The organism is Gordonibacter urolithinfaciens, from assembly GCF_900199375.1.
In the GTDB taxonomy this organism is placed as follows: Bacteria; Actinomycetota; Coriobacteriia; order Coriobacteriales; family Eggerthellaceae; genus Gordonibacter; species Gordonibacter urolithinfaciens.
Genome location: NZ_LT900217.1, coordinates 217,850 through 234,197, shown reverse-complemented (window position 1 = coordinate 234,197; position 16,348 = coordinate 217,850). Strand labels below are relative to the sequence as shown.

Annotated in this window: 12 protein-coding genes; 6 read left to right on the top strand and 6 right to left on the bottom strand. The window is 69.9% G+C overall.

Annotated elements, in window-relative coordinates; genetic code table 11:
- Positions 1-196 precede the first annotated feature (196 nt).
- Both BN3560_RS01075 and BN3560_RS01070 read left to right on the top strand, forming a co-directional pair.
- The gene (locus BN3560_RS01075; RefSeq protein WP_172623296.1) at positions 197-2,314 is read left to right on the top strand and encodes a sodium-translocating pyrophosphatase; all 2,118 of its coding nucleotides are present in this window, start codon (positions 197-199) and stop codon (positions 2,312-2,314) included.
- 595 nt (positions 2,315-2,909) lie between these two features.
- Positions 2,910-3,983 (top strand): DUF1848 domain-containing protein, encoded by a 1,074-nt coding sequence (locus tag BN3560_RS01070; RefSeq protein WP_096226654.1) that lies wholly within the window; start codon positions 2,910-2,912, stop codon positions 3,981-3,983.
- Between the two features lie 222 nt (positions 3,984-4,205).
- Here BN3560_RS01070 and BN3560_RS14615 read toward each other — a convergent pair whose 3' ends face one another.
- On the bottom strand, positions 4,206-5,027 hold the full coding sequence (locus BN3560_RS14615; protein ID WP_227115436.1) for a cysteine peptidase family C39 domain-containing protein: 822 nt from the start codon (positions 5,025-5,027) through the stop codon (positions 4,206-4,208).
- A 391-nt stretch (positions 5,028-5,418) separates the two neighbouring features.
- Between BN3560_RS14615 and BN3560_RS01060 the strand changes: the two genes are divergently transcribed.
- The 4 genes from BN3560_RS01060 (at position 5,419) to BN3560_RS01045 (ending at position 10,635) form a co-directional block, all read left to right on the top strand.
- Positions 5,419-6,819, top strand: a complete 1,401-nt coding sequence (locus BN3560_RS01060; RefSeq protein ID WP_096226653.1) for an NAD(P)/FAD-dependent oxidoreductase — start codon at positions 5,419-5,421, stop codon at positions 6,817-6,819.
- 162 nt (positions 6,820-6,981) lie between these two features.
- On the top strand, positions 6,982-7,254 hold the full coding sequence (locus BN3560_RS01055) for a twin-arginine translocase TatA/TatE family subunit (protein WP_096226652.1): 273 nt from the start codon (positions 6,982-6,984) through the stop codon (positions 7,252-7,254).
- A gap of 244 nt (positions 7,255-7,498) precedes the next feature.
- Positions 7,499-9,178, top strand: a complete 1,680-nt coding sequence (locus tag BN3560_RS01050) for a helix-turn-helix transcriptional regulator (protein WP_227153925.1) — start codon at positions 7,499-7,501, stop codon at positions 9,176-9,178.
- 203 nt (positions 9,179-9,381) lie between these two features.
- A complete protein-coding gene (locus BN3560_RS01045) occupies positions 9,382-10,635 on the top strand; it encodes a GGDEF domain-containing protein (RefSeq protein WP_096226651.1) in 1,254 nt (417 codons plus the stop codon).
- Between the two features lie 66 nt (positions 10,636-10,701).
- Here BN3560_RS01045 and BN3560_RS01040 read toward each other — a convergent pair whose 3' ends face one another.
- The 5 genes from BN3560_RS01040 to BN3560_RS01020 form a co-directional block, all read right to left on the bottom strand.
- Positions 10,702-11,403, bottom strand: a complete 702-nt coding sequence (locus BN3560_RS01040) for a DUF2461 domain-containing protein (protein ID WP_227115434.1) — start codon at positions 11,401-11,403, stop codon at positions 10,702-10,704.
- Positions 11,400-12,293, bottom strand: a complete 894-nt coding sequence (locus tag BN3560_RS01035; RefSeq protein WP_096226650.1) for an RNA polymerase sigma factor — start codon at positions 12,291-12,293, stop codon at positions 11,400-11,402. The genes BN3560_RS01040 and BN3560_RS01035 overlap by 4 nt, the downstream gene beginning before the upstream one ends.
- A 213-nt stretch (positions 12,294-12,506) precedes the next feature.
- Positions 12,507-13,052, bottom strand: a complete 546-nt coding sequence (gene yfcE / locus BN3560_RS01030; protein ID WP_096226649.1) for a phosphodiesterase — start codon at positions 13,050-13,052, stop codon at positions 12,507-12,509.
- A gap of 109 nt (positions 13,053-13,161) precedes the next feature.
- Positions 13,162-14,388: a deoxyguanosinetriphosphate triphosphohydrolase family protein gene (locus BN3560_RS01025; protein WP_096226648.1), complete on the bottom strand. Its 1,227-nt coding sequence runs from the start codon at positions 14,386-14,388 to the stop codon at positions 13,162-13,164.
- A 569-nt stretch (positions 14,389-14,957) separates the two neighbouring features.
- Positions 14,958-16,124, bottom strand: a complete 1,167-nt coding sequence (locus BN3560_RS01020) for a baeRF8 domain-containing protein (protein WP_096226647.1) — start codon at positions 16,122-16,124, stop codon at positions 14,958-14,960.
- Between the last annotated feature and the right edge of the window lie 224 nt (positions 16,125-16,348).

Sequence of the window (16,348 nt, the reverse complement as noted above, 5' to 3'; positions counted from 1 at the left end):
CAGGGGAGAACCGTAACCGTCGAGCAGGCCGATTGGAGCGTACCTCCAGAAAACCTCGATTTCCCCTTCACATTATCTCCGAATCCCCTAAAATGAGGCAGTTGCTATCTTCCCACCTCAATGCCCGGTGCGAAGGCAGCATCGTCAGTAACGGTCGAACCAAGGAGGAAGACACGTGACTACTGCAGTCGCATGGATGGCCCCCGTGTGCGCCTTGATTGGCATCTGCATGGCGGGCTACCTGGGTTCCTGGGTGCTCAAGCAGGACCCGGGTCCCGACAAGATGAACAACATTTCGCTGAAGATCCAGCAGGGCGCCAAGGCGTTCCTCATGAGCGAGTACAAGCTGCTCGTCATCTTCATGGTGATCGTCGCCATCGTCATGGCCGTGGCGCTGTCGCCCATCACGGCGCTCGCGTTCGTCACCGGCGGCGTCATGTCGGCCGCCGCGGGCTACGTCGGCATGCACGTGGCCACGCGCGCCAACACCCGCACGGCCCACGCCGCCGAGGAGTCGGTGGCCAAGGCGCTCAACATCAGCTTCAAGTCCGGCCTGACCATGGGCCTGTGCGTGGCGTCGTTCGCGCTTCTGGGCCTGTCGCTGTGGCTCATCGCCATGGTGTTCGGCATGGCTGTGGGCGTGGACATCAACGCCGAGCTGGCCGGCCTCATGCACACGAACATCGGCATGGTCGAGGGCTTCGCCACCGGCGCTTCCGCCGTGGCGCTGTTCGCCCGTGTGGGCGGCGGCATCTACACGAAGGCGGCCGACGTGGGCGCCGACCTCGTGGGCAAGGTCGAAGCGGGCATTCCCGAGGACGATCCGCGCAACCCGGCCACCATCGCCGACAACGTGGGCGACAACGTGGGCGACGTCGCGGGCATGGGCGCCGACCTGTTCGAGAGCTACACGGGCGCCATCCTGGCCCCCACCATCCTGGCGGCCACCTTCGGCGCGCTGGGCGGCTACTTCGCCACGGGCGACCTGGTGTGGGCGCTCGTGACCCCGGTCATCATCGCCGGCTGCGGCATCATCACGTCCATCATCGGCCTGTTCGCCGTGCGTGCCAAGGAAGGCGCCGCGCTGCACAAGGCCTTGAACCGCGGCACCTACGTCGCGGCCGGCATCGAGATCGTCGTGATCTTCTGCCTGTTCTACGTGTGGAGCACGCAGTCCGTCGACGCGCAGCCGCTGTGGCTGTTCGGCTCGGTGCTGTGCGGCCTGGTGGCGGGCCTCGCCATCGGCAAGATCACCGAGTACTTCTGCTCCGACAAGTACAAGCCGGTGCATAAGATCGCCGACGCCGCCGACACGGGCGCGGCAACGGTCGTCATCGAGGGCATCGGCACGGGCATGCTGTCCACCATCGCCCCCATCGTGCTGGTGGCGCTGGCCATCATCGGCGCGTACACGTTCGGCAACATGGCCTTCCCGCTCGCGTCGGCCGAGGGCGGCATCGCCGTAGGCCTGTTCGGCGTGGGCCTGGCCGCCACGGGCATGCTGTCCAACACCGCCATCACCATCGGCGTGGACGCCTACGGCCCCGTGGCCGACAACGCGGGCGGCATCGCCGAGATGGCGGGCCTGCCCGAGGAGGTGCGCGACCGCACCGATGCCCTCGACGCCGTGGGCAACACGACGGCCGCCATCGCGAAGGGCTTCGCCATCGCGTCCGCGGGCCTGTCGGCCATCTCGCTGTTCGTGTCCTACCAGGCCACGATGCACCATGCCATCCCGAACTTCGAGCTGACGCTCACCGATCCGCTCATCGTTGCCGGCATCTTCATCGGCGCCATGATGCCGTTCATGTTCGCGGCCCTCACCATGGGCGCGGTGTCGCGCGCGGCCCACGCGATGGTTGAGGAAGTTCGCCGCCAGTTCCGTGAGATCAAGGGCATCATGACCTACGAGGCCGAGCCCGAGTACGACAAGTGCGTGGCCATCTCCACCTCGTCCGCGCTGCGCGAGATGATGCTGCCGGGGTGCCTGGCCATCATCGTGCCGGTTGCCATCGGTTGCTTCAACCCGGCCATGCTCGGCGGCTTCCTGGCCGGCGCCGTGGCCACGGGCATGCTCATGGCCATCTTCATGTCCAACGCCGGCGGCGCGTGGGACAACGCGAAGAAGTACATCGAGCAGGGCCATCACGGCGGCAAGGGCTCCGAGGCCCACAAGGCCGCCGTCGTGGGCGACACCGTGGGCGACCCGTTCAAGGACACTTCGGGCCCGTCCATGAACATCCTCATCAACCTGATGACCATCGTGTCGCTGACGTTCGCGCCGCTGTTCATCATGATCCAGGGCCTGTTCTAGATCTTCCTGCGGAAAGAGACGCTCTTCTCGGGGACCTCGGCGCCAAGCCGGGGTCCCCGTTGTTTTCCGGGCGGGGGGGGGTGGCCGCCTCGTGGGCCGAAGGACCGCGCCCTGCCAGCCAGCCCGAAGGGACGCTACGGCTGCTTTAGTGGGGGCAAATGCTCCGACTTCCCCTTTGACGCATAGTCGACGATCGTGATCGTGCCGCATGCGCAAAGCACCTTGCTCATGTCTGCGGCGATTCAATATATGACTGAAAAAGTAATGGACAAAAAGGATCGGTAGTCTATAGATTTTGGACGGAAATCAAGCGGCAGTGAATGCGGCGTTTTCTAAACGCCTGGTAGCAGGCCCGGTGTTTTAACTATCTTTTATCCAGAATAACGACAACTGCCCCTTTTTGTCACGGCACCGTATGCCCCGCACGTTAGGCGGCTGCTTCGAGGACAACTGCACGCGAAGGTCGTCAGATTGTGCCAATCAGCCGATTGTTCGCCAAACAGGGTCAAACAGGGAATAAGAACAAATGTTTGCCCATTGCCGTATTCTATGGTATGTTCGGAGAGCACGCTGTTTCGCAGGAAGGAGGCTGCGCGTGATCGTCAGCGCATCGCGGCGCACGGACATACCCCGGTTCTTCATGGACTGGATGCTGAACCGTCTGGAGGAGGGGTACGCGCTCGTGCGCAACCCTATGAGCCGCACGCAGGTGAGCCGTGTGGCACTCGGCGCAGGGGCGGTGGACTGCCTGGCGTTCTGGACGAAGGACCCCGAGCCGCTGCTCGCGCAATCCGCTCGCCTGGAGCGTGCGGCGCCCGCCCCGTATTTCGTGCAGTTCACGCTCAACGCCTACGGCGCCGACGTGGAGGCGTGGCTGCCGCGCAAGGTGGAGCTCGTGGAGACGTTCCGCGAGCTGGCGCGCGTCCTGGGCCCCGAGCGCGTGGTGTGGCGCTACAGCCCCATCTTGCTCGGCGGCCCCGGCGGACGCTACACCGAGGAGCACCACCTGCGCTACTTCGAGACGTTCGCCCGCAAGCTGGAGGGTTTCACGCACGCGTGCCGGTTGAGCTTCCTGGACGTGTACCCCAAGATCGCGCCCCGCATGCAGGCGCTGGGCCTCTTCGGCGTGCCGGAGGGGCGGAAGGCCGCGCTCGCGCTGCGTCTGGCCGAGATAGGCGCCGCGCACGGCATGGAGGTGGGCGGCTGCGGCGATGCGGCCCTTGCGCAGGCTGGCCTGGCGGGAACCGGCTGCATCGATGCGGCGCTCGTCGCGCGCGTGGCCGGGGTGGATGCGCGGGCTGGCTCGCCGGCGGCGCCGGGGGCGTGTCGCTGCGCGCCGAGCGTGGACATTGGAACCTACGATACGTGCGCCAACGGCTGCGTGTACTGCTATGCGAACCCGGGCGCGCGGCGGGCGGGCGTCGAGCCGGGGCCGCCGAGCCCGGACGGCTATCCGGGGAAGGGCGCCGCGGGCTACGGCGAAGGTAGGGCAGGCGGATGTGCGGCGCCGCGCGGTCCACGGGCCGCACGGGCGGGGGACGGTGCGGCCTGGCGCCTCGCGCGCTACGATCCTGCCGCGCCGATGCTCTGCGACGCCCTGCGGCCGGGCGACGTCGTGACCGAGCGCGCCATGCCGCCGCTGCCGAAGGCCACGCTGCCGCTGTTCTGACCGACCGGGGACGGCGCCGTCGGCTGGACCGTCCGTGGGCGACGGGCGGGGAGGCGGGTGGGCGCTGCGGAGGGCGGCGCACGGGCGCCGGGGAGCCGGCGCCGGAAAGCAGAGTCCGCGTGACGGGCGTCGGCCGCAGGAGGCGGCGCAAGCGCCGAGCGCTTGTCGCACGCGACGTGCGCCGAAGCAGGAAACGGGAGCGCCCTTTGCTTCGGGTGCTTGCTAGCGCAGGTTGCTCACGTGCTGGCAAGCGTCGCCGTAGGGCACGTAGCGGTAGGAGGCCACGACCTCCTGGCCGTTCGCGGGATCGAGCGCCACGAAGTTGTCCAGCGTGAGCGCGTCGGGGTCTTGCGCGTCGCGGTAGCCGATGAGGCAGATCCAGTGCTCGCCGTACGGGCCGGACACGTGGGCGACCGTGGGGCGCCCGGCCGCGATCTCGTCGTAGGCCTCGCGCAAAAGCGCCCCATCGGAGCCGAGGGAGCGGAACGACGAGTTACCGCCGCCCCAGCCGGGCCAGGTGCAGCAGCCGCATCCGTAGAGGGCGTGGTCGTTGGCCTTCCCGGTGAGCACCGCGTCGCCGTAGGCGCAGGCGTAGCCCGGGCAGCACACGGCATGCCCGCCGGCGCTTTGGTTCCCGATGGCGGCTATGAGGGCCGGGTCGTACGCGAGCACCTTGTCGGTGCGCTGCGCGGCCGCGGCCGCCGCCCGCTCGGCCTGCTGCCGCTCGTAGACGGCCTGCGCTGTGACGAGTACCTGCAGGTCAGCTGTCGGGGATGCCGCCGTGTCGGCCGCGGGTGGGGCGGGCTCGTCTGCCGAGAGCGATGCGGCGAGGAACGACGAGGGGGAGGGAAGGGGAGAGGAAGAGGCTGCGCGAGCCAACGGCAGGCTCTCGTCGCCTGCCCCTGCGCGATCGAGGGCTGCCGCCGACGGGGCGACCGTCGTCGCCGGGGCCGCTTCTGCCCGGCCGGCAGGCAGGGAGAGCAAGAGCAGCAAGGCGAGCGCCGCTAGGTATGCGGGCGCTGCCGAAAGGGTGCGCGATGCCATGGTGCAGCATCCTTTCCACGGCTGTGTCGGGTTCGTTTCGAGGGTGTTTGCAGCCGTCGGCATCCGATGGTAACGAAACGGCAACGTTCGAGGCAGCGGGCCTGGTTGAAACCTGTCGAAGCATCACATCGCGCACACGCCTTCCCCACAGCTCCTGCAACGATTCTCCACGGTGCGCCGGGCGGCCCCGGATGCGCAGGGGCCGCGAGCCCTCGACCACGGATCGGGCGGACCGGCTCGGGGCGGCGGGCCGGTCTTTCGATGCGGAGGCTTAACGTCAAGGATGCGGCGTGCGGCTCGCGCGCCGGCAGGAGCGGGGCGTGCGCTACAATGCGGGAAGGGCGCGGCCGCGCGGTCGCGGTGCTGTGCAGGGAAGCGAAGGAGGCGCGCCATGGGCGCACAGGATATCGACGTCGTCATCGTAGGAGCCGGTCCTGCCGGCATCTTCTGCGCGCTCGCGCTCGTCGAGCGCGGGTTCGCGGGGCGCATCGTCATGCTGGACAAGGGGCTGGCCGTGGAGGACCGTGCGTGCCCCAAGCAGGCGGGCGGGCCGTGCGCCGGCTGCGATCCGTGCCGCATCACCACGGGGTTCTCGGGTGCGGGAGCGTTCTCGGACGGCAAGCTGTCGCTTTCGAGCGAGGTGGGCGGCGACCTGCCCGACCTCATCGGCCACGAGGCCGTGCAGGCGGCCATCGGAGAGGTGGACGGCGTGTACCTGGCGTTCGGCGCCGACGGCCGCGTGGAGTGCGCCGGCCCGCGCCCGGAGGTGGACGGCATACGCCTGCGCGCCATCGAGGCGGGTCTCAAGCTCGTGGACTGCCCGCTGCGCCACCTGGGCACGGAGCGGGCGCGCGAGCTGTACGCGCGCCTCGAGCGCCACCTGGCTGACGCGGGCGTTGACCTGCGCTTCCGCACCACGTGCACGCAGGTGCTCGTGGAGGGCGATGCCTGCACGGGCGTGGTGGCCGAGGGCCCCGAGGGCGCCTACGAGCTGCGCGCCCGCCATACGGTGGTGGCCACCGGCCGGCGCGGGGCCGACTGGCTGGAGCGCATGTGCCGCGAGCACCGGATAGCCCACGGCCCGGGGCCCGTGGACATCGGCGTGCGCGTGGAGGTGCGCAACGAGGTCATGCGCACGGTGAACGACGTGCTGTACGAGAGCAAGCTCATCGGCTATCCCAAGCCCTTCAAGAACAAGGTGCGCACGTTCTGCCAGAATCCCGGCGGGTTCGTGAGCCAGGAGAACTACGACGGGGGCCTGGCCGTGGTGAACGGCCACTCGTACAAGGAGCGGAAGTCCGCGAACACCAACTTGGCCATCCTGTGCTCGCACAACTTCTCCGAGCCGTTCGACCAGCCCATCGCCTACGCGCAGAAGGTGGGCGAGCTCACGAACATGCTGGGCGACGGGCGTATCCTCGTGCAGCGCCTGGGCGACATCCTGGACGGCAAGCGCACCTGGGACAAGGAGCTGCTGCGCAGCAACGTGGCGCCCACGCTGGGAGACGCGGTGGCCGGCGACATAACGGCCGCCATGCCCTACCGCGCCATGACGAACATCCTGGCCTTCATGCTGGCCGTGGACAAGGTGGTGCCCGGCTTCGCCGCCCCCGAGACCCTGCTGTACTCGCCCGAGCTGAAGTTCTACAGCAACCGCGTGAAGATGGACGAGGGCTTCCGCACGAGCGTCCGGGGCCTGCGCTGCCTGGGGGACTCGAGCGGCTGGACGCGCGGGCTCATGATGGCCTCTGTCATGGGCTACTTGGCGGGAGGCTTGCTCGCCGACGCCTAGAACAGGGGAAACGCGTGCGTACTCCATCTGCGTGACACGCTGCGCGCAGGCTGCATGACGAAAATCAGCCGTCTGCACGATAGCCGGGCGGTGCGCGCCGGTCCATACTGCGGAGCTGTTGAAACCGATGGGGGCGAATCCCCCGCGCATTGGAGGCGTACTATGAAGATCCTCGGTATGGGCATGCCCGAACTGCTTATCATCCTCGGCGTTATCCTGCTCATCTTCGGCCCGAAGAACCTGCCGAAGCTCGGCGCCGCGCTGGGCTCGACGGTGAAGAACCTGCGCGAGGGCCTGGGCGGCGACAAGAAGGTCGAGAGTGCTGACGACGAGGCCGAGATCGTGGAGTCCGAGGACGAGGACGCCTCCGGCGACGACGCCGAGGGCGACGAGCCTAAGGCCGCGAAGAAGGTGCGCGCCCGCAAGGCCGCCTAACCCGCTATCCCGCGCGCTGCGCGCAAGCGCATGCGCTGTTCCTTCCCTCGAGCGCGAACTCCCTCCTCGCGCTCGGCCACGCGCCCGTGCAACCGCACGGGCGCGTGGCCGTTTCGGGGGAGTTTACCGGACGAGCACGTTCGTCCGTGCTCGTTTTGCGGGTGCGCCCGCTGCGGGGCCGGCCGCGCGCCGGCATGCGCTATCATGGGGCTTTCGGTATCCGCAGGGGAAAGGAGGCCCGGGCATGGGCGCGCATCGCCGTGGCGGCAGGGCCTCCCTGCGCGCCGTCGCAGGGTTCGCCTGCAACCAGGGCTTCGTCTTCTCGCTGTTCTACATGGGCGCGAACCGGGCGTTCGGCGAGGGAATCCTGTCGTTCGAGCGAGCGGACCTGTTCGGCACGCTGCTGTTCATGATAGCGTCGTTCGGCCTCCTGCGCGTGGCCTCCTCCAAGGCGCGCGGGGCGCTGCTCGCGCGGCCTCTTCTGTGGTGCTACGCCGTGCTGCTCGTGGTGGGCTCGATCGTGCCGGCGCTCGCCGGGAATCCGGCTCCCGCGAGCCTTGCGCTGGAGAGCGCGCTCGTGGGCCTGCCCGCCGGGCTCATGCTGGCTGCTTGGGGCCGCGCGCTGGGCGGGCAGCCGCTGGCCCGTGCGCTGCCGGCGGTGTTCGTGGGTTCGGCCGTGGGCGCCACGGCCTGCTTCGCCATGGCAACGGTGCCGGTGGAGGGAGCCGCCTTCTTGCTGAAGCTGCTGCCGCTGGGCAGCGCCTGGGCGCTCCAGGCGCTCGTCTGCGCGGGCTCCCAGCCCGACAGGGGCGGTCGCGATGCGGGAGGCGGCGTTGCGGAGGCCGGCGCCGGCGCCCGCGATGACGAGGCCCCTGCGGCCGGCAGGGCTGCAGCAGCCGAGACCGTGCAGGTTGCCTCGGCCGCCTTTGCCGCCGGCGCTGCGTCCACGCCCCGCGCCGTGCGGGGCGCCGAAGGCCCGAAGTCCCCGCTGTCGCTGCGGGCGCTGCTGGCCACGCCTGCCGAGCGGGCGCAGACGGCGCGCCTTTCGTTCAAGATGGCGGCCGGCACTGTGCTGTTCGGCTTGGCGGCGGGCTTCATGGAGACGTACGGCTCCGATCCCGGCATGGCTTCCACGCCCGCCTTCCCTGCGACGCTGCTGCTGTTCGTGCTGTTCTGCATTGCGGCGCTGCAGCTTCTGGCCACGGGGGGCCTCGACCTCGAGGCGGGCCCGGGTGCGGCATCGGGCCCGGACGCCGCATCCGCCGACGACGGCGCGCCCGCAGAGCCCGAGGGCCCGCTCGACGACGTGTACCGGCTGGCCGCGCTCGTGATGATGGCGGGGTTTCTGTTCGTGCCCGTGCTCGGCGACTTCGGCGTGCCGGGCGAGGCCATCGTGCTGGCGGGCTACCTGGGGCTGTCGGCCGTGCTCGTGTCGCTGTTCCTGGTCATGGCGCGCATCACGGGGCAGGATGCGGCGCAGTCGTTCGCCCGCGGCTTCACGGCCCTGTTCGCCGGGGAGATGGCCGGCGTGGCGCTGGGCAACGTCATCGACGTGGTGGCCGGCACCGAGCAGACGCCCTCCGTCGTGGTGGCCTGCGCCGGCCTCGCGGCGCTCTACGCCTTCCTGTTCCTGTTCACCGAGCGCGACTTCCGGGCGCTGTCCGTCATCGCGCGCGACGCCGACCGCTTCGACGACGCGTGCTCGCTCATTGCCGCCGAGCACGGCCTGTCCAAGCGCGAGGCCGAGATCCTGCCCTTCGCGCTCAAGGGCCGCACGGGCGAGCGCATCGCCGCCGAGTTCTACATCTCGAAGAGCACGGTGGACACTCACCTGCGCCGCATCTACGCGAAGTGCGGCGTCCACGGCCGCCAGGAGCTCATCGACCTGGGCGAGCGCACCGAGCGCCGCCTGTCGGGCCGCTAGCGCCCCTGCCCAGGTCCCCGCCCTGCGGCCTCCGGGCCCTCGCCCGCCTCATCCTGCGCCGCCCTTGCGCGGAGCACGGGCCTTCTCCGCCTCCTGGCCGCTCCTGCATGCCTCGCGGGGCCCGGATGGGGTACAATCGCGATCATCGAAGGGTGGGGGCTGGCACGGCGGGCGCCCTGGCGAGGCAAAGGCGGGAGCGGCGCATGGGACAGGAGAGAACGCGGGGCCCCGGCCGTTGGAGCCGGGTCGACGTCCAGGTGTCGATGGTCGCGGCCGTCGTCGTCGCGCTGTCGTTTCTGTGCGTGTACGTGTTCAACTACCAGATAACCTACCGGGACATGATATCCACGCTCAAGGAGCGCTCCGACAGCATCTACGGGTACGTCGAGGACGCGCTGGACAAGTCCACGTTCCTCGTCATCGAGGGTGCTGACGACGTCGATGGCGACGACGATCCGGCCCGTCCCGCCTACCGGGAGATGAAGGAGTCGTTCAAGGAGGTCAAGGCCGCCACCGGCGTGCGCTATCTCTACACGGCGAAGCGCGCGGCCGACGGCACGCTCGTCTACCTCGTGGACGGGCTCCCCTCGGAAAGCGACGATTTCCGCAACCCGGGCGACCCCATCGAGCAGGAGATCGTCGGCGATATGGAACGCGCCCTGGCCGACGAGGTGGTCTACCCGACCGACATCAAGTCGACCGACTGGGGACACATCTTCGTGTCGTACTATCCCATCCACGACGAGGGGAGCGTCGTGGGCGTCGTGGGCATCGAGTTCGATGCCGAGCGCCAGTTCGAGACGTTCCGCACGGTGCGCATCGGCACGCCGCTCATAGGGGTCGCGTTCTGCCTCGTGGCCGTGGCCGTGTCGGTGGTGCTGTTCAGGCGCATCTCGAACCCCGCCTACCGCGACCTGGCGAACACGGACTACCTGACGGGGCTCAAGAGCCGCAACGCGTTCGAGGTGGACGTGGCGAACTGGAACCGCACGGGTGTCCGGGTGGCCGGGGTCGTGGCCGTCGACGTCGACGGGCTGAAGGCGGTGAACGACGAGCTGGGGCATGCGGAGGGCGACGAGCTCATCCGCGCGGCGGCCGGGGTCGTGTCCTCGTGCTGCGGGGGCTTGGGGCCGGTGTACCGCGTGGGCGGCGACGAGTTCGCCGTCTGCTGCTTCGAGCTGGACGAGCGCGCCGGACGCCGCATCGCCGACGACCTGCGCGCCGCCTGCGCCGCCGTGGGCGTGGCCGGCCGATCCCTGTCGCTGTCCGTGGGGTGGGCGGTGCGGGAGGCGGGCGAGGATATCATGCAGGCCCACCGCCGCGCCGACGAGCGCATGTACGAGGACAAGGCGCGTGCCCACCGCGGCCGCAGGCCGGGGGAGCATGCCGGGGGCTCCGGGTTCGGCGAGGCGGCGGGATCGCCGGAGCCTCCGCCGCCCGGAGGCCGAGGCGCCTGATGCGCCCCGGCGCGGCCGATCCCCGTCCCAGTCCGGCCGAAGCCGCGCCGAGACGGGGGTCGGCCCCTAGCGCGCGGGCATCTCGAAGCCCTCGAGCGCGCGGTTGAGGAAGTCGTTCAGCGGCTTCATCCGCTCGAACTCGCGCGCGGCCGCCTCGGCGAAGCCGGGCGCGGCCACGTCCTCGTCGGGCACGGGCAGCTCCAGGTACCAGCTCTTGAACTTGAGCCAGCCGGCCTGCGGGTGCGCCGCGTCGAAGCCCTGCGGCACGCGCTTGAGCGCCTCGCCCTCCACCTGTAGGGGCGCGAGGCCCTCCACGACGCGCTCCCAGGCGTCGCCGTCCGCTGCGATGGCGCGCCGAACGCGGTCGGTGGCGTCCCTGAACATGGCCGCGAACAGCCCGCCTCCCAGAAACGAGCGGCCGCCCGGCCTGACCATGAGGTAGTAGCCCACGGGCACGGGCAGCTTGCCCGCCGGCCCCACATGGGCGCGCAGCGACGGGTTATAGGGCGACTTGTCGTTGGAGAAGCGCGTGTCGCGCGTGAGCTTGAACGTGAGCTTCTTCGGGTCGTGGCCCAGCACGGCGGGGTCGAACGCGCCCACGCGCTGCTGCACGTCGGCCACCAGGCCGTCGAAGGCGGCAAGGGCACGGGCCCGCTCGGCCTTCGTCTCGGCGAACCAGGCGCGGTCGTTGTGGGCCTCCAGCTCGGCCAGGTAGGAGAGCGCCGCGCCCATCCCGGCATCGACCCCGGCGCCCCTCTCGGCCGTCATTCGGACACCGCCTGCGCGAACACGTCCGAGGCCACGAGGCTGCGGGCGAATGCGGCCGCGTCGGAGGGACAGCGGTAGCGCGGCAGCGACGCGAACGCGCCCGATGCGTCGTCGAGGAGCTCCATGGCGTCGGTGCGCGCCTCGGCCGACGGTACCCTGGCGCCTGCGCCCGCGGCGGGCTGCGCACCTGCCGCGCGGCCCTCGACGGCATCCTCGGCCAGCTCCTCGAGCGCCTGGAAGCCGGGCCGGGCGGGGTCGATGCGGTGCGTGGCGATGGCGTAGTCCACGCGCCGCGCGCAGCGGCAGGGCCCGCCGGCCACGCCGCAGTAGGTTGTGAGGAACTCGGCCATGCGCGCCCGCGCGCGAGAAAGCCGTTGGCGGTACGCCTCGGGCGTGATGCCGAGCGCGTCGGCTGCGGCGCGGCTGTCCATCTTGAACATGGTGCCCAGCACGAACGCGCTGCGCCCCTCCACATCCAGGCACTGCAGCATGCCGTGCATGCACGACACCTTCAGCTCGCGTTCCAGCAGGCTCCTGTCCGCGCCGCCGGCCAGGTCGGGCACGTCGCGCTCGCGACCCGAGGCGATGTCCTCTCCATATACGTCGAAGCTCACGGGCCGCTGGGCGAACAGGCCCTTGCGGTAGGTGGCCAGATGGTTGAGCGCGATGCGGAACACCCAGGTGGAAAACGCGCTCTCGCGGCGGAACCCGGACAGGCGCGTACACGCCTTCACCAGCACCTCCTGCGTGGCGTCCTCGGCGTCGGGCACGGTGCCCAGCATGCGCAGCGCCAGGTTGAACACCCGGTCCTGCACGCCCGCCAACAGCTTGCCCAGGGCTTTCTCGTCCCCTGCGAGCGCGGCGTCGATCAATGCGTTCTCGTCGGTCATGCGGTTCCTCTCTCGTTCTCGCCGTCAGGTCGGGACACGGGCCGTTGCGCGGGGCCTTTGCGGCCGAGGCGGGCGCGCCCGCGCCCTCTGGTGCATTGGACGCTCCTGCGACCCCGCGTGTGACAGGGAAACGGAAAATTCCGGAAAAGCTGCGATCCGCATGCCCCGACGACCGTGGCGCCGCGCACCGCAGAACGGCGCCGCACGGCCGGCCTACCAGCCGCCTTCCGCGAGCGTCTCGCCGGCGAGCGACTTGAGCGCGAACGCCCCGCGCTCGTACACGGCGTAGCCCGCCGCGCCGTCTTTCGGGAGGGACGTGCTGCCGGGGTTCGCGAACAGCACGCCGCCGCGGTCGCCGAGCTCCTTCACGTGGGTGTGGCCGGTGAGGAGCGCGCTGCCGGGCGCGAGCGCGGGCGGGTCGTCGGGCGTCATGCGCGGCACGTGGCCGTGCGTGAGGTACAGCAGGTGCCCGTCGGCCTCCACCAGGGCGTAGTCGGCCAGGCAGGGGAAATCGAGCACCATCTGGTCGACCTCGGCGTCGCAGTTGCCGCGCACGGCCGTGATGCGCGCGGCCATGCCGTTCAGCACGGCCGCGACCTCCCGGGGCGCGTAGCCCTCCGGCAGGTCGTTGCGCGGCCCGTGGTACAGCAGGTCGCCCAGCAGGAGCACGCGGTCGGGCGCCTCGGCCTCGATGCGCGCGGCAAGCGCGCGCACGGCCGGCGCCGCGCCGTGCAGGTCGGATGCGATGACGAGCTTCATGGGACCTCCGATCAGTGGGGAGTTCCCAGTGTAGCGCACCGCCTCCCGACACGCGACCCCGCTGCACCGAGACCGCCCGGCGCCCAAGCCCCCATCTGCCTCTTCCGGCTCATCCGAGGTCGGCGCAGTAGCCGCGGGTGACGGTGCGCAGGGGGCTCTCGGGGAACAGGTGGGCGAACAGCGACGTGAAGTACCGGTCGGTCATGGACGCCAGGTAGTCCACCACGATCTGGTTCGGCTCGCCGGCCAGGTACTCCTCGGGCGTTATGGTGGCGGAGCGGGCGGCCAGGCTGCGCACGTGGTGGCGGAACACCGGCGAGCCCTCGTCGCCGCGCACGAGGTCGTCGAGCAGGCGCGCGTAGAGCTCCTCGAACATGGCGCCCACCACGTTGCCGTCGTTGCCCGCCATGCCCTCGCGCGCGTAGATGAGCTCGTAGTTCTGCCGCTTCGCCCGCTTGAGGTCGTCGAAGGCGGCCTCGGAGAGCGCGATGCGGTCGGTCCCGTAGCTCTCGTTCACGATGTCCACCGTGAGGTTGTTGATGATGCGCGCGTTGTCGCGCCCCAGGTAATCCGACTCGAACGCGTCGAGCGAGTCAACCACGCCCAGCTCGATGGCGTCGTAGCGGTCCTTGCCCACGTAGGCGATCATGTCGGCCACGCGCACGACGCAGCCCTCGAGCGTGGAGGGGCGCAGCCGGCCGATGGCGCCCTCGTCTGCCGTGCAGGCCTCCACCAGGCGGTCGAGCTCGTCGAAGGAGGCGGTGCTGCCCGTGCGCAGCACCTGCTGGGCGAACTCGCCGTTGTGACAGAGCACGCCGTCGAGCGTCTGCAGGCTCACGTTGCGGCGGTACAGCCGGTCGAGCACGCGCACGGAGTGCACGTTGTGGTTGAAGAAGCGCCCCGTGCGCTCGTGGTAGCACTGCGAAAGGTAGCGCTCGCCGGCGTGCCCGAACGGCGTGTGGCCCACGTCGTGTCCGAGCGCGATGGCCTCGATGAGCTCGCAGTTGAGCCCCAGGAGCGAGCCGATGCCCCGCGCGATGCGGCTCACCAGCTGCACGTGCAGGCCGCGCCGGCAGATGTCGTCGTTCTCCACGAACGAGAACACCTGCGTCTTGTCGGCGTAGCGGTTGTACGCGGGCACGTTCAGGATCTTCTCGATGTCGCGCGCGAACGCGGGGCGGGCGAGCGTGGCCTCGTCGTGGGGCTTCGGCTCGCGCCGCACGACGTCGGCATCGTCGAAGGCGCGCGGGTGCCGGCGCCCCGCCTTCCGGTCGGCGCGGATGGCGGCCTCGACCTCGGGGTCGAGCGTGCGGTAGGGGATGCTCGTGCGTTCCATAGGCGTCCTCTGCGAAGAAGCGCCGCCGCGGCGGCGCGCGTCGTGTTCGTCGGGGACATTGTAGCGCACGGAGGCGCGTCCCGCCGCCTGAACCGCGCAGCGAACGAATGTTTCACGCGAAGCGGGTGGGTGGCGGGAGGGCGCCGATCCACGATACGGGTGCCCTGACGTCCCCTTTGACGCATGGACGGTGAAGCGGATCGTGCCGTATGCGAAAAACGCCTTGCGCATGCCTACAGCGCTTCGATATATGACTGAATGCATAAGGGACAAAAAGGCCCGGTAATCTATAGATTTCGGACGGAAACCAAGGGATGGCGAATGCAGTGTTCGCGAAACACCTGGTAGCACCCCTGGTGTTTTGACTATCTTTTATCCAGAATAAAGAAAACTGCCCCTTTTCGTCCACAGCACCGCATGCCCCGTGCGTCGAGGGGGATGCCTATGAGAGGTGCGGCGCGTCGTGGTGATGCCGCCGAACGTGCGACCGACCCTGCGCGGCGGGCTTCGCGGAACCCGATGCGGCCGAACCCGGGCCCCTTGGCTCGGCGCCAAGGGGCCCGCCTCGATCAGTACCGGTACAGCGCCGCCATGCCGGAGTCGCCGGGGATCTTCTCGGGGGCGAGCTCGAACACCTCGGCGTCCTGGGCGAGCGCCGCGCGGGCGAACGCGTCGGCCAGCTCGGGGCCCTGGAAGCGGCCGTGCGGCTCGCGCTCGAACAGGAACACCTCGCCGGTCTCGTCGTCGAAACCGCCGGGGATGTAGGCGCCTTCGGCCACGAACAGCGCGCGCACCTTGCGCTCGACGAGCGCCAGCCCGATGGCCGAGAGGTCGGTGGAGCCGCCGCCGTGCGGCGCGGCGTCGCCCAGCTTCTCCAGCAGCTCGTCCGCGCGCGCCTCGCGCACGTGCTCGATGACGGCCTTGGCGTCGGCCAGCAGCTCGGGCGCCTCCATGCCGCCGATATCCTTCTCTATGCCCTCGTGCAAAAGGCGCGGCACGGTGGAGATGCGGCGGAAGGCGGCCTGGTGCTCGGGCAGGCTCACCAGGATGACCGGCAGCTCCGTTCCCTGCGCCAGGTACTCCGTCACCACCTTGTTCACGTGCTGGAAGAACTTCCCGGCCTCCTCCTTCCGCACGTCGTTGCGCGACTTGTAACCGTGGTAGGGCGGCATATGGTTCTCGAGCGACGAGTAGTCGAGCGCGCCCTCGTGGCCGTCGTACACGAGGGGGAATTCCTCGCTGAACTCGTCCAGCACGTCGGCAGGCAGCTCCACGCGGTCGAGCGAGCCGAAGTCGCCGTGCACGAACGCGAAGCGGTCGGCCGACAGCCCCAGCAGGAAGTAGCGCGAGCCGAACGAGAAGTTCTTGAGCAGCGGGCGCACGTAGAACCGCTCGCCTGCGAACGCGAGCGGACCCGCCACGTAGCCCAGCTGGTAGAGATAGGCGCGGTCGTTTCCCACGAGCACGGCCAGGCTGCCGCCGGGCACGGGGCTCGCCAGCTCCTCCAGCCGTGCGGCCACCTCGTCCAGCCGCGCGTCGACGCCCGTATGCTCGCGGTGCGCGAACTCCTGGGCGAGCTTGCCGCGCGCCTCCTCCACGAGGCCCTTGAACCGGATGCGGTCCTCCTCGGCGCCGGCGCGGCCGTGCGTGGGCAGGTAGAGCGATACCAGGGGAGGCTCCTCGTGCTCGAAAAGGGCCGAGTCGAAGTCCGCGAGTACCGAGATGCCGTCTTCCATGGGTAACCTCCCGTGTCCGTTTGCTTGTCCGTGGGCGTGCGTCGGCGCTCCCGGCCCGGACGCCGGGGCGCGACGCATCGGCCCAGCATAACAACGCGCCCGTAGGCCCGCCCGACCCCGCGACGCTCTGTAAGCATCCGGTTGGCAAGCTGCTGACAACTCGGCGCGGACGCGCTTGCGCTATACTGTGCGGAAGGGCGGGACGACGAGACGGAAGGGCCGTG